At 61.8% G+C, this 12,710-nt stretch carries 12 protein-coding genes; 7 read left to right on the top strand and 5 right to left on the bottom strand.

What is annotated here, in order from left to right:
• Positions 1–18 precede the first annotated feature (18 nt).
• From Q0478_RS12395 to Q0478_RS12385, 3 genes are all read left to right on the top strand, one after another.
• The gene (locus Q0478_RS12395; RefSeq protein ID WP_298679729.1) at positions 19–204 is read left to right on the top strand and encodes a DUF3553 domain-containing protein; all 186 of its coding nucleotides are present in this window, start codon (positions 19–21) and stop codon (positions 202–204) included.
• A 166-nt stretch (positions 205–370) separates the two neighbouring features.
• Positions 371–1,138 carry a GNAT family N-acyltransferase gene (locus Q0478_RS12390; protein ID WP_298679727.1) on the top strand — a complete coding sequence of 256 codons (768 nt, stop codon included), beginning with the start codon at positions 371–373 and terminating at the stop codon, positions 1,136–1,138.
• Entirely contained in the window at positions 1,135–1,974 is an 840-nt protein-coding gene (locus tag Q0478_RS12385; protein WP_298679725.1) for a 1-acyl-sn-glycerol-3-phosphate acyltransferase, read from the top strand. The genes Q0478_RS12390 and Q0478_RS12385 overlap by 4 nt, the downstream gene beginning before the upstream one ends.
• 58 nt (positions 1,975–2,032) lie before the next feature.
• Here Q0478_RS12385 and Q0478_RS12380 read toward each other — a convergent pair whose 3' ends face one another.
• A complete protein-coding gene (locus Q0478_RS12380) occupies positions 2,033–2,653 on the bottom strand; it encodes a thiamine phosphate synthase (RefSeq protein ID WP_298679723.1) in 621 nt (206 codons plus the stop codon).
• A 140-nt stretch (positions 2,654–2,793) separates the two neighbouring features.
• On the opposite strand from Q0478_RS12380, the gene Q0478_RS12375 reads away from it, so the two are divergent.
• The 3 genes from Q0478_RS12375 (at position 2,794) to Q0478_RS12365 (ending at position 6,207) form a co-directional block, all read left to right on the top strand.
• Complete coding sequence (locus tag Q0478_RS12375; RefSeq protein WP_298679721.1) at positions 2,794–3,537, top strand: RNA methyltransferase; 744 nt, start codon at positions 2,794–2,796, stop codon at positions 3,535–3,537.
• 63 nt (positions 3,538–3,600) lie between these two features.
• Positions 3,601–4,743 (top strand): heme A synthase, encoded by a 1,143-nt coding sequence (ctaA, locus tag Q0478_RS12370; protein WP_298679719.1) that lies wholly within the window; start codon positions 3,601–3,603, stop codon positions 4,741–4,743.
• Positions 4,744–4,746: 3 nt separating this feature from the next.
• Complete coding sequence (locus Q0478_RS12365) at positions 4,747–6,207, top strand: carboxypeptidase M32 (protein WP_298679717.1); 1,461 nt, start codon at positions 4,747–4,749, stop codon at positions 6,205–6,207.
• 123 nt (positions 6,208–6,330) lie between these two features.
• Here the strand turns inward: Q0478_RS12365 and Q0478_RS12360 are convergent, their stop codons facing one another.
• The 4 genes from Q0478_RS12360 to hemB form a co-directional block, all read right to left on the bottom strand.
• A complete protein-coding gene (locus Q0478_RS12360; RefSeq protein WP_298679715.1) occupies positions 6,331–6,714 on the bottom strand; it encodes a DoxX family protein in 384 nt (127 codons plus the stop codon).
• Positions 6,715–6,873: 159 nt separating this feature from the next.
• A complete protein-coding gene (gyrA, locus tag Q0478_RS12355) occupies positions 6,874–9,624 on the bottom strand; it encodes a DNA gyrase subunit A (protein ID WP_298679713.1) in 2,751 nt (916 codons plus the stop codon).
• Positions 9,625–10,304: 680 nt separating this feature from the next.
• Positions 10,305–10,865: a YSC84-related protein gene (locus tag Q0478_RS12350; protein ID WP_298679711.1), complete on the bottom strand. Its 561-nt coding sequence runs from the start codon at positions 10,863–10,865 to the stop codon at positions 10,305–10,307.
• A 207-nt stretch (positions 10,866–11,072) separates the two neighbouring features.
• Positions 11,073–12,068: a porphobilinogen synthase gene (gene hemB / locus Q0478_RS12345; RefSeq protein ID WP_298679709.1), complete on the bottom strand. Its 996-nt coding sequence runs from the start codon at positions 12,066–12,068 to the stop codon at positions 11,073–11,075.
• Between the two features lie 116 nt (positions 12,069–12,184).
• Here hemB and Q0478_RS12340 point away from each other — a divergent pair, with 116 nt between their 5' ends.
• Positions 12,185–12,706, top strand: a complete 522-nt coding sequence (locus Q0478_RS12340) for a component of SufBCD complex (RefSeq protein WP_298679707.1) — start codon at positions 12,185–12,187, stop codon at positions 12,704–12,706.
• The last annotated feature ends 4 nt before the right edge of the window (positions 12,707–12,710 follow it).

The raw sequence follows: 12,710 nt of genomic DNA, 5'->3' as shown, positions 1-12,710 counted from the left end.
TTCCTGTAGGGTCGTGTTATGTCGGACCTGAACGCCATCCTGACACCCGGTATGCGGGTCTGTCACCCGGAAATGCCCGATTGGGGCATTGGCCAGGTGCAGTCCAACAGCGGCGGGAAGATCACGGTGACCTTTCCCGACGCGGGCAAGGTTGTGATCGAGGGCGCACGGGTTGCGCTTGTGCCTGTCTTTGATGGCGAATGAAGGTTACCGAAAGGTTAACGGCTGGGATAATTCAGCAATTTGTCCTGTGGTGCTGTCGCGCTCTGGCGTCTGTTGCCCGCTGTGGCGGGGCTCTGCGCTTGCATGGTGCGGTGCTGCGCCCTAGAAGGGCGGCAGGGCCAGCAGGCCAGCGGAACAAAGAGAGACGATGAGCACGCCTGAGTTTTCTGTCAGACTGGCCCGCAGCGAGGCCGATCTGCTGGCTGCGCAGCGCCTGCGCTATGAGGTGTTTGTGCGCGAGCTGGGCAGTGACGGGCCGCTTGTGGACCACCAGGGGCGCTTTGAGCGTGACCGCTTTGACCCTGTCAGCGAGCATCTTGTTTTGGTGGATGCGCGCCGCTCTGAGCGGGCGCTGGAGCATGTTGTGGGGGTTTATCGCCTGCTGGACGCCGCCGGCGCGGCGCGGATCGGCCAGTATTACTCGGAGAGCGAATATGATCTGGACAAGCTCAAGGCCTCTGGGCGGCGTCTGCTGGAACTGGGGCGCTCCTGTCTGCATGGGCAGTATCGCGGCGGTGCGGCGATGTTTCATCTTTGGGCTGCATTGGCCGAGGTGATTGCACAGCGGCAGGTGGAACTTCTATTCGGGGTGGCGAGCTTTCATGGCACGGCCACCGCTCAGTTGGCGCAACCCTTGTCGCTCTTGCATCACCGTCATCTTGCGCCAGAGGCGCTGCGGGTGCGCGCGCGTGCGCCTGGCGCACAGAGGATGGATCTGGTGTCGGCGCAAGCGCTGGACCGGCGCGCGGCCATGATGCAGGTGCCCGCGCTCATCAAAGCCTATTTGCGCCTTGGCGGGGTTGTGGGCGAGGGCGCCTTTGTGGACCATGCTTTCAACACGACGGATGTTTGCCTTATGTTGGATGTCAGCGCCATGTCCCCGCGCAGCCGCGCGATTTATGAGGGGCGCGGATGACCTGGGATGCGCAGTATTCTCCTGAGGCAGAGCCCATTTCCCCGACCGGATGGCTGCGGGTGGCTCTGCGGGCCACGCTGTTGGGGGGGCTTGTCTTTGGGGGGCTGCTTGTCTTGCTGCTTGTGCGCCTGATTGAGCGGCCGCTGTTTGGGCTGCACCGCCCCTGGACGCCCTTTATCACCCAGGCCGTCTGTCGTGGGGCCTTTGTGCTTTTGCAAGTTGGCTTTCACACCGAGGGCCAGCAGATGCGCCACCCCGGGGCAGTTGTGGCCAACCATGCCTCATGGCTGGATATTTTCGCGCTCAACGCCAAGAAGCGGGTGTATTTCGTGTCCAAATCCGAGGTGGCGGATTGGCCGGGGATTGGCTGGTTGGCGCGGGCCACGGGGACTGTCTTTATCCGGCGGGAGGCGCGCGAGGCCCGCCAGCAACAGGCGCTGTTTGAAGCGCGGCTGCTGGCCGGGCACAAGCTGTTGTTTTTTCCGGAGGGCACCTCCACGGATGGCTTGCGGGTGTTGGATTTCAAACCGACCTTGTTTCAGGCCTTTTTTGCGCCCGAGTTGCGCGACCGGCTTTGGGTGCAGCCCGTGAGCCTTGTCTACCACGCCCCCGAGGGGGAGAGTGCGCGGTTTTATGGGTGGTGGGGGGATATGGCGTTTGGGCCGCATTTGCTCAAGACGCTGGCAGCCCGGCGCCAAGGCCAAGTGCGGGTGATCTATCACCCGCCGCTTAGGGTGGCGCAGTTTGAGGACCGCAAGGCGCTGGCCAAAGCCTGCGAGGCTGCGGTGCGCACCGGTGTGCAAGCTGGTCTGGCGCGCAGCCTGCTTAACGACTAAGCCGCGCGGCTGCGACGCACCACAGGCGCGGATCTCAGGCGCGGATCAAAAGCGCGGATCAGCCCATTGCGCCGATAAAGCCCGTGAGCGCTATTGCCGGGTCGTCTTGCGACCAGATTTCGCTGCCAAGGCCGAAAAAGTCGGTGACAGGGGCAAATTTGGCAATCAGCGCCATATCGAGCGCGCCCTCCGCCACCACCGGCACCTCGATGACCTGTGACCACCACTCCAGCAGCTCGAACTCTGCCTGCGTGCCATCGCCCAGAGCCGTTGCGCCAATGGGGCCGAAGCTCACATAATCTGCGCTGGCCTCGCCGGCGGCCATACCATCATGGCGCGACTGGCCGCAAAAGCTGCCCACGATGGCATCCTGACCGAGGGCCTTGCGGGCCTTGGCGACAGAGCGGGGCCCGTCGGTGAGGTGCACGCCATCCAAGCCGAGGCGCTCGACCAGCAGGATATGGCGCTCAATGACCAGCGCCACATCGCGCGCCATGGTCACATCGCGCAGCGCATCGGCGGCGCGGCTGAGGCTGTCTTCGTCTTGCGTGGCCAAGGAAAGGCGCACACAGGCCACCGCATGGGTATCAAGCACGCGCGCGAGCGTGTCTGGAAAGCTGTCCAGCGCGATCTCGGGCGGTGTGATCAGATAGATTTGGGGCTGTTCGTCTTGTGCCATGCCGGCCTCCCACGCTGCGTTTGCGCTCTTCTAGCCCCAAATGCGCGCGCGTGAAAGGGGGGATGCATGTGCTTGGGAAGGGGCTTTCGGCAGGGCCGGCTTTGCCCTAGAAGGACGCATGAGCCGCGAGGAGAGCCCCTATGCCCAGTGAAGGCAAACAACCCGTCTTTGTATTGGTGCGCCCGCAAATGGGCGAAAACATCGGCGCGGCAGCGCGCGCCATGTGGAATTTCGGCTTGGACCGGATGCGCGTGGTGGCCCCGCGCGACGGCTGGCCGAGCGAGAAGGCTGTGGCCATGGCCTCGGGTGCGGGGCGCTTGCTCGATGAGGCGCAGGTGAGCGACACGCTGCCGGAGGCGCTGGCAGATGCGACCTATGTTTTTGCCACCACGGCGCGCATTCGCGGGCTTACCAAGCCAGTGGTCAGCCCCGAGCGGGCCATGCAGATCACCGCCGAAAAGCTCGCAGCGGGCGAGAAGGTGGCGGTCTTGTTTGGTCCGGAGCGTGCAGGGCTTGAAAACGAGGATGTTGCCAAGGCCAATGCGCTCATCACCGTGCCGGTGAACCCCGAGTTTCCCTCGCTCAATCTTGCGCAATGTGTGTTGCTCACCGCCTATGAGTGGCGGCGCGCGCAGGGCGAGATCGACCACGAGCGCATGGAGATAGCGCGCGGGGGAGACCCGGCCACGGCGGGGGATGTCGAGGCCTGGGCGGGCCACATTGAGGAGCGGCTTGAAGAGCGCGGGTTTTTCTTTCCGCCCGAGAAGGCGGCCGGCATGAAGATCAATCTGCGCAACCTCTGGAGCCGGATGCCGCTGACGCGGGCCGACGTGCAGATGTTGCACGGCGCCCTGCGGCAACTTATCAGGGGCAAAGACGCCTGAGGGCGCTTGCAGCCCCGAGGGGGGCACCCTAGGTTGAGCCCAGCGACAGGAATGAGGTGAGCCATGGCCGAAAAACGTGCGATATTTGAAGACGTGTCAGAGGCGGGTGCAAAGCCCCCTGCGCCCAAGGGCGGTATGATTGACCGGGGCCAGGGCGGGGCACGCCTTGCCATTCGCGCGTGGATGATTGTGCTGGGTGTGCTCGTCTTTGCGATGATCGTTGTGGGCGGGCTCACACGGCTGACCGATTCTGGCCTCTCTATCACCGAGTGGCGGCCGCTGACGGGGGCGATCCCGCCGCTGAGTGATGCGGACTGGGCCTCGGAATTTGACAAATATAAGCAAATCCCCGAATTCCAGCTGCAAAACCAGTGGATGGATCTCTATGACTTCAAGGTGATCTACTGGTGGGAGTGGGGCCATCGCCAGCTGGGCCGTGTTGTCGGGCTGGTCTGGGCCCTTGGCTTTCTGTGGTTTGCGCTGCGCCGCCAGATTCCGGCGGGCTGGACACCGCGCCTCTTGCTGCTTGGCGGCCTTGGCGGTTTGCAGGGCTTTATCGGCTGGTGGATGGTCTCCTCTGGCCTTTCCGGCTCGATGACCGATGTGGCGAGCTACCGTCTGGCGACCCATCTGGGGCTGGCCTTTGTGATCATTGGCTTTATCACCTGGTATGCGCTGCAACTCTCGCGCCCTGAGCGCGACCTCATGCAGGCGCGGCGGATGCGCGAGGGCAAGCTCTTCTCGCTCGGCACAGGCTGGATGCATTTTGCCTTTCTGCAAATCCTGCTGGGCGCGCTTGTCGCCGGGATTGATGCGGGGCGCTCTTACACCGACTGGCCCTTGATGGGCGGGCAGATCATTCCGCCCAACCCCTTGATGATTGAGCCTGTGTGGCGGAACTTCTTTGAAAACCCCGGGCTTGTGCAGTTTATTCACCGCGTGGCAGGCTACCTTTTGCTCGCGTTCACGATCATGATCTTCTTTAAGGCACGCAAGTCGGCCAACCGCACGACAAAACAGGCGTTCACAGCTGCGGCCTATGTGCTGTTCTTCCAGATTGTTCTGGGGATTTACACGGTTGTCACGGCGGCGCCCTGGCACATTGCGATCACCCATCAGGCCACGGCGGCGCTTCTTTGGGTCTTGATCATTCGCGCGCGCTTTTTTGCGCAGTATCCGCGCGCATCCTCAATCCGCGAAGGGTAATCCATGTCTGCATATGACGCGTTGATGGCGTTTCAGCGCCAGACAGAGGCCTTGGGGCAGGTTGCAGGGCGGCTTGGCTGGGATCAGGAAACCATGATGCCCGAAGGCGCGGCCGCGCAGCGCGCCGAGGAGTTTGCGGCGGTGGAAAGCGTGCTCCATGCGCGGCGCACCGATGCGCGGATTGGCGACTGGCTGGGAAAGATTGACGCCAGCCAGCTTGACGCGGTTGGGGCGGCCAACATCCGCCATATTGCGCGCTCTTATGAGCGCAGCCAGCGCGTGCCTGCCAAGCTCGCTGAAGCGCTGGCAAAACTCAGCTCGCAAGCGCAGAGGATCTGGAGCGAGGCACGCGCGAACGAAGATGTGGCGGCGTTTCTGCCCGCCTTGAGCGAGATGATTGCACTCAAGCGCGAGGAGGCGGCGGCGCTCGCGGATGGTGGCAACGCCTATGACGCGCTGCTGGATGACTATGAGCCCGACACCAGCGGCGATGATGTGGCCGCAACTTTTGCGGCGATGCGCCCAAGGCTCGTGGCACTGCGCGACAAGGTGATGGGCGCGGAGCAACCCGCGCCGCTCAGCCACGATTTTGACGAGCAAAAACAGATGCGTCTGGCGCGGATGCTGGCCAAGACATTTGGCTATGACATGAGCCGCGGGCGGCTGGATAAGGCGGTGCATCCGTTCTCCTCGGGCTCGGGGCAGGATGTGCGCATCACCACACGCACGGCGCTGAACGATCCGTTCAACTGTATTTATTCAACCATCCACGAAACCGGCCATGCGGCCTATGAGCAGAACATTGCGGCTCAACATCTGCTCACGCCGCTGGGCGAGGGTGTTTCGCTTGGCGTGCATGAAAGCCAGAGCCGGATTTACGAGAACCAACTCGGTCGCTCGCGCGCTTTCACCGGCTGGCTTTTTGGCCAGATGAAAGACGCCTTTGGCGATTTTGGCGTGGCTGATGAGGCGCAGTTTTTCCGCACGGTGAACCGGCTTAACAAAGGCTATATCCGCACCGAGGCGGATGAGGTGCAGTATAACCTGCACATCATGCTGCGCTTTGATCTGGAGCGCGATGTGATGCTGGGCAAGCTTGAGGCGCGCGACCTTGAGGAAGCCTGGAACGCGCGCTTTGCGGCGGATTTTGGCTACAAGGTGGACAAGCCCTCGAACGGGATTTTGCAGGATGTGCATTGGTCTTGCGGGCTGTGGGGCTATTTCCCGACCTATGCTTTGGGCAATGTTTATGCGGGTTGCCTTTATGAGGCGCTGCGCGTGGCGCGGCCCAATCTGGACAGCGAGCTCGCGGCGGGCGAGCTGACAGGCGCGACCGGCTGGCTCAAGGAGGCGGTGCAGGTGCATGGCGGGCTCTACAAGCCGCGCGACTTGATCGAAAGAGCCTCGGGGCAAGTGCCAAGTGAGGGGCCGCTTCTGAGCTATCTGGAAGGCAAGTTCGGCTGAGAGGGATTTCGGCTGACGCCGATCCGCTGGGGCGCTGCCCCAGACCCCGGGATATTTTTAGCAATAAAAAAGGGTTAGGGGGAGGTTGCCTTGCCGGAGGGTTTGCGGCAAGGCGCTTTGGATTTAGGCTTTGCGCGCGTCAAGCGAGAATTTGCCAGCACCTGCGATGGCGAGGGCGATGAAGCCGCCCGCGAGCGCGATGTTTTTGAGCAGGTTTGTCATCTGGTTCTGATCGCTTGGATCAAAGTGATAGAGCAGGCCAGAGGCGAGGCAGAAGGCAGCCAGCGCGAGCGCTGTGTAGCGGGTGAAAAAGCCTGCCACGAGCAGGAGGCCCGCAACGATTTCAAACAGGATGGCAGGCCATGTAAGGAACGCCGGCAGGCCGCCAGAAGCCAAGTAGCCTGCGAAGCCTTCGACGTTGCCGAGCTTGCCAAGCCCCGCCATGAGGAAAAGAAGGCCCATGAAGATACGGGCGATGAGAAGGGCTGTGTTGCTGTGTTGGGTCATTGTGTCTCTCGTGTTTTGATGATGGCGCAGGGCTAGTTTATTTGGCCGCGCCACGATACGGGCAGGGTGATCAGGCGTCTGTGCGTTTTTGCACAGTTGGCATCACACATAAAAAAGGCGCTCAGAGGGGAGCGCCTTTTTGTGTTATTGAGCAGAAGGTTAGCTCTCGGATGCGGGGTCATCCGGGCTGTCTTCTTCGCTCTGATCGGCGATCCAGGCGACGGAGACGACCTCTTCGCCCTTGCCGGTGTTGAAGACCTTAACGCCACCAGCACTGCGCGAGCGGAAGGAAATCCCCTCAACCGGGACGCGGATTGACTGGCCTTTTGAGGTGGCGAGCATGATCTGGTCTTCCATCTCGACGGGGAAGCAGGCCACGATCTCGCCGCCGCGCATGGCCTTGTCCATGGCGGTGACGCCCATGCCGCCACGGCCGCGCACGGGGTAGTCATGGCTGGAGGAGAGCTTGCCTGCGCCGCCTGCTGTGAGCGTGAGAAGCAGGTTCTCGGCGGCGGACATTTCGGCGTAGCGCTCCTGACTGATGGCGAAATTGGCGTCGCCTTCCTCTTCAATGCCCTCGGCATCATCGGCGAGGCCGGCCATGGCGCGGCGCATTTTGAGATAGGCGGCGCGCTCGTCGGAGCTGGCGTCAAAATGGCGGATGATCGACATGGAAACAACGCGTTGGCCCGGCTTCAGGCGCACGCCGCGCACACCAGTTGACGCGCGCGAATTGAAGACGCGCACATCGGTGGTGGAGAAGCGGATGGCGCGGCCGCCGTTGGTGACCAGCATGACATCGTCCTGATCAGAGCAGATGCGCGCGTTAACCAATTGCACGGAGCCATCTTCGGGCAGTTTCATGGCGATTTTGCCGTTGCGCATGACATTGGTGAAGTCGCTGAGGCGGTTCTGGCGCACATCACCTGCGGAGGTGGCGAACATGATTTGCAGATCGTCCCAGTCTTTTTCGTCGCGATCAATCGGTAGGATCGCGGCGACGGAGACGCCTGTGGGTATGGGCAGGATGTTGACGATTGCCTTGCCCTTGGAGGTGCGCGAGCCTTGCGGCAGGCGCCATGTCTTGAGCTTGTAGACCATGCCCTCGGTGGTGAAGAACAGCAGCTGCGTGTGGGTGTTGGCCACGAAGAGTGTGGTGACCACGTCCTCTTCCTTGGTTTGCATTCCCGACAGGCCCTTGCCGCCGCGCTTTTGGGCGCGGAAATCGGCCAGCGGGGTGCGCTTGATGTAGCCGGCGGAGGTGACCGTCACCACCATGTCTTCGCGTTCGATCAGGTCTTCGTCGTCCATATCCCCGGACCAGTCGACGATCTCGGTGCGACGGGGCACGGCGAAGAGCGCGCGCACCTCCGAAAGCTCGCTGGAAATGATCCCCATGATGCGCTCGCGCGAGCTGAGAATTTCGAGGTATTCCTTGATCTTACCAGCCAGCTCTTCAAGTTCGTCGGTGACTTCCTTGACGCCGATCTGGGTGAGCCGTTGCAGGCGCAGATCGAGGATGGCGCGGGCCTGGATCTCACTGAGATTATAGGTGCCGTCGTCATTGACCGGATGCAGCGGATCGTCGATCAGCTTGAGGTAATCCACGATTTCGCCAGCGGGCCAGCGGCGCTCCATGAGTTTCTGGCGGGCTTCGGCGGCATCGCGCGAGGCGCGAATCGTGGCGACCACCTCATCGACGTTGGACACGGCCACGGCCAGACCACAGAGAATATGGCTTCGCTCGCGCGCCTTGCGCAGCTCAAACGCGGTGCGGCGGGCCACAACATCTTCGCGGAACTCTATGAAATATTTCAAGAAATTCCGAAGCGTAAGCTGCTCTGGGCGGCCACCGTTGAGCGCAAGCATGTTGCAGCCGAAGTAGGTTTGCATCGGTGTGAAGCGGAAGAGCTGGTTGAGCACCACTTCTGCTGTGGCATCTCTTTTCAATTCGATAACGACGCGCACGCCGTTGCGGTCACTTTCGTCTTGGACGTGGCTGATGCCTTCGATTTTCTTGTCGCGCGCGGCTTCGGCGATGCGCTCGATCATCGTGGCTTTGTTAACCTGATAGGGGATCTCGTCGATGATGATCGCAAAGCGGTCTTTTCGGATTTCCTCGACCCGCGTTTTGGCGCGGATGACGACGCTGCCGCGGCCCTCCAGATAGGCTTTGCGCGCGCCGGAGCGGCCCAGCATGATGCCGCCTGTGGGGAAATCCGGACCCGGAATATAGTCGATCAGCTGCTCTGAGGTGAGATCGGGGTTGTCGATCATCGCAAGGCAGGCATCGACGACTTCGCCGAGATTGTGGGGCGGAATATTTGTCGCCATGCCGACGGCGATCCCGCCTGCGCCATTGACCAGCATATTGGGGAAGCGCGAGGGCAGAACCGTGGGTTCGCGGTCTTTGCCGTCATAATTGTCTTGAAAATCAACGGTGTCTTTGTCGATGTCGGCCAGCGCGAAGGCGGCGGGCTTGTCCATGCGCACTTCGGTGTAGCGCATGGCGGCGGCGTTGTCGCCATCCATGGAGCCGAAGTTGCCCTGACCATCCAGAAGCGGCAGCGACATGGAGAAATCCTGCGCCATGCGCACGAGCGCATCATAGATCGCAGAGTCGCCATGGGGGTGGTATTTGCCCATGACATCGCCGACGGCGCGGGCCGATTTGCGGTAGGGTTTTTCGTGGGTGTTGCCGGCCTCATACATTGCATAGAGGATGCGGCGGTGCACCGGTTTGAGCCCATCGCGCAGATCGGGAATCGCCCGGCTCACGATCACGCTCATGGCGTAATCGAGATAGGAGGTTTTCATCTCGTCGATGATCGAGATCTGGGGGCCATCATAGACGTAGCGTGCGGGCACGTTTTCGTTATTGGTTTCAGGGGTTTCGGGCGTGTCGCTCACGTGATTATCTCGCCTGTCCTGTGGATCTATATCTTGTTCCTGACCTTATATCAGAGCCATGATATAGGGTGCAATGGGGGCAGGGTTGCTCATTTGGCCCTTGCGGGCGAGCAGGGGGTATCTTGTTGGTATATATAGGTTTTTAATTGCGTTTTGAGCGCCTTGCACGGGTTTGCAGCCCCCCGGGAGGAGCGGCACAATGTGTTAAGGCTGCGCAGGGGGCTGTTAACGACTTTTTTGCGGCCAAAAACCGGGGGGTGATATGCGTGCACAGGGCGTGCACACAGCGTGCACCGGCTCAGAGGCGCAAGTGTTAACGCGCATTCACTTAAGCCAGCGCGCGCAGGTCTTGCGCTTTGGCTGCGCCAAATCGCTCCGCGGGCGTGACAGCCCGCTGAAGCGGCCTGCCACGCCCCTGTGGAGGCAGCCCTGACCGGAGGCGTTTGGGGCATGTCTGGGATTTGGATATTTGCGGCCCTAAGACAGGCGCCCAGGCCAGCGTGCCGCGCGGGCGGCGGGATATGGATATTTAGAGCAATAAGAAAGGGCAGGAATGTCTTTTGACGGCTGGAGCTGCCCGGGGGGTGGTATGGCGGCTGTAAAAAACCCTCCCCGATGATGTGGGGAGGGAGTCTTCAGGGCGCTTGCGGGTGGGAGAAGATCCCGCGGCCCGGTCTGTGTTAGGGGATGATGCGCGAGTATTTCACGCCCTCGAGCGTGGCGCCCACATGCAGGCCCGCCTGGCCAAAGACGACAGCCAGCACGGGGGCGGTTGCGGTTGTGGTTTCGGCGCGGATGTTTTCGCCGCGGTCTTTGAAGACATATTCCACATCGGCGCCGGCGGCCCAGCCGCGCGAGCGGCGGAAGTTCATCAGCGAGTCTTCGGTCATGAAAAACAGAACATGGGCGTATTGCTGGGCGCCGATCTGCAAGCCAAAGCTGCCTTTGGCGGCGGAATAATAATCGACGGTTGCGTCATTGACGCGCAGCGCGCCGCGCCCGTAGCCGCCGCCCACGCCAAAGCCTGCTTCGGTGATCAGCGGCATGATCAGCATACCGACCGATTTTTGGGCCAGGCTGCGCGTGGAGGGGTATTCGGAATAGAGAAAATCGAGGGTCTGATCGACCCGCGCATCAATGGCTGAGCCGCCGTTGGAGCCGATGCCGTTGCCGCAGCCGGCCAAAAGGCTTGCGCCTGCGAGGGCGCCAAATGCGAAAGATCTGCGTGAAAGTGGGGTCATGATGTCACTGCCGTATTGCCTGAGGGGTGCTGGTTTGGCCCAGCTTGGCTCTAGTATACCGCGTTTTGGGTTGGGTGTCACGCGAAACTGGCCGTGCAGGCGGGCAAGGCGGCGCACATAAGCTCGGCAGATGCGCTGGCGGGTGTGGGCCGATGTTGGCCCCGTATGCGCCCGGTTTTGTGCCGGTTTTGCGTTGGCGGGGGCGCGTTAGCCCAGCGCGCGGGCCGCTTGCGGGGCGAAATAGGTGAGAATACCGTCACAGCCCGCGCGCTTGAAGCACATGAGGCTTTCGAGCATGGCCTTGTCGCCGTCGATCCAGCCGTTCTGGGCGGCGGCCATGATCATCGCGTATTCGCCGGAGACCTGATAGGCGTAGGTGGGCGCGCCGTAGGCGTCTTTGACGCGGCGGCAGATGTCGAGATAGGGCATTCCGGGCTTGACCATGACCATGTCGGCCCCTTCGGCCAGATCGCGCGCCACGGTGCGCAGGGCCTCGTCGGAATTGGCGGGATCCATCTGGTAGGTTTTCTTGTCGCCCTTCAGGGCATCGGCTGCGCCGACCGCATCGCGGAAGGGGCCGTAGAAGGCGGAGGCGTATTTGGCGGCGTAAGACAGCAGCAGCACATCCTTGTGGCCCGCAGTTTCAAGCGCGGCTCTGAGCGCGGCGATGCGCCCATCCATCATGTCGCTTGGGCCGATGATATCAACGCCCGCTTCGGCCTGGCTGAGGGCCTGTTTGACGAGGGCCTCCACTGTTTCGTCATTGACGATCTTGCCATCAACCACGAAGCCGTCGTGGCCGGTGTCGGAGTAGGGGTCAAGCGCCACATCTGTCATGATGGCGATGTCTGGCACGGCTTCCTTGATGGCGCGGGTGGCGCGGTTGGAGAGGTTGTCGGGGTTCCAGGCCTCGGCGCAATCGGCGGTGCGGTTGGCGGCGGAAGTATAGGGAAAGAGGCAGATCGCGGGGATGCCGAGGGCATGGGCCTCGCGGGCGGCCTGAACCACCTTGTCCACCGAGCGGCGCACAACACCGGGCATGGAGGGCACGGGCTCTTCCACGCCCTCGCCCTCGCGCACGAAGAGCGGCCAGATCAGATCCTCTGGGGTGAGGGTGTTTTCGGCCACAAGCGCGCGGATACCTGCGCTTTGACGGGTGCGGCGCAGCCGTGTTGCGGGGAAGGAAGCCTGTATCGCGCGCATGGGAAACTCCGAAATTTGTGCTCTATGAAACTGTCACGGAAATTGCGCCACCTCAAGGGTAGGAATTGCCTGCGCTGCGCGCTATGAGAGGCCAAACAATGTGAGGGGCGCGGGCCTTGGACTGGTATTCGACCGTATTTGAGCTGATTGATATGCGCTCGTTTTCAAACCTGTGGTTCTGGATTGCGCTGGCTGTGATGTGGTCGACCGCGTCGCATTGGGTTTTGGGCGTGCCGTGGGATATGGTGCTCAGGGCGCAGCGCAGCCAGGACCAATATGACACCGACCTGCATGACATTGTGCGCATCAACACCAACCGGTTGTTGCATATTGCGCGGGTTTCGGGCCTTTGGCTGGCGGGCTTTGCCTGTTTTTTCCTCACCATGCTGGTGTTGCTGGGCTTTGTGTATGCCTATGAATTTGCGCAGGCGGTGTTTTTGCTGGCCTGCCCCATGTGCTTTGTGGGGGTCAGCTCGCTTTGGGTGGCGCGCACGATTGCAGATCAACAGGCCCAGGGGGCGCGGCTTTATAAGCTCCTTGGGCGGCAGCGGATGATCACCCAGATGATCGGGATGCTGTCGATTTTTGTGACAGCGCTTTGGGGCATGTACCAGAACCTGACCTATAGTGCGCTTTAGAGAT

It is taken from the genome of uncultured Lentibacter sp. (assembly GCF_937123735.1).
GTDB lineage: Bacteria > Pseudomonadota > Alphaproteobacteria > Rhodobacterales > Rhodobacteraceae > Lentibacter.
This window is presented reverse-complemented; position numbering and strand designations above follow the sequence as displayed.

What these genes read in the sequence shown, in the direction of transcription:
- Q0478_RS12395 (WP_298679729.1), top strand. Translation starts at nt 19, where the DNA reads ATGTCGGACCTGAACGCCATCCTGACACCCGGTATGCGGGTCTGTCAC.
- Q0478_RS12390 (WP_298679727.1), top strand. Translation starts at nt 371, where the DNA reads ATGAGCACGCCTGAGTTTTCTGTCAGACTGGCCCGCAGCGAGGCCGAT.
- Q0478_RS12385 (WP_298679725.1), top strand. Translation starts at nt 1,135, where the DNA reads ATGACCTGGGATGCGCAGTATTCTCCTGAGGCAGAGCCCATTTCCCCG.
- Q0478_RS12380 (WP_298679723.1), bottom strand. Translation starts at nt 2,653, where the DNA reads ATGGCACAAGACGAACAGCCCCAAATCTATCTGATCACACCGCCCGAG.
- Q0478_RS12375 (WP_298679721.1), top strand. Translation starts at nt 2,794, where the DNA reads ATGCCCAGTGAAGGCAAACAACCCGTCTTTGTATTGGTGCGCCCGCAA.
- ctaA (WP_298679719.1), top strand. Translation starts at nt 3,601, where the DNA reads ATGGCCGAAAAACGTGCGATATTTGAAGACGTGTCAGAGGCGGGTGCA.
- Q0478_RS12365 (WP_298679717.1), top strand. Translation starts at nt 4,747, where the DNA reads ATGTCTGCATATGACGCGTTGATGGCGTTTCAGCGCCAGACAGAGGCC.
- Q0478_RS12360 (WP_298679715.1), bottom strand. Translation starts at nt 6,714, where the DNA reads ATGACCCAACACAGCAACACAGCCCTTCTCATCGCCCGTATCTTCATG.
- Q0478_RS12350 (WP_298679711.1), bottom strand. Translation starts at nt 10,865, where the DNA reads ATGACCCCACTTTCACGCAGATCTTTCGCATTTGGCGCCCTCGCAGGC.
- hemB (WP_298679709.1), bottom strand. Translation starts at nt 12,068, where the DNA reads ATGCGCGCGATACAGGCTTCCTTCCCCGCAACACGGCTGCGCCGCACC.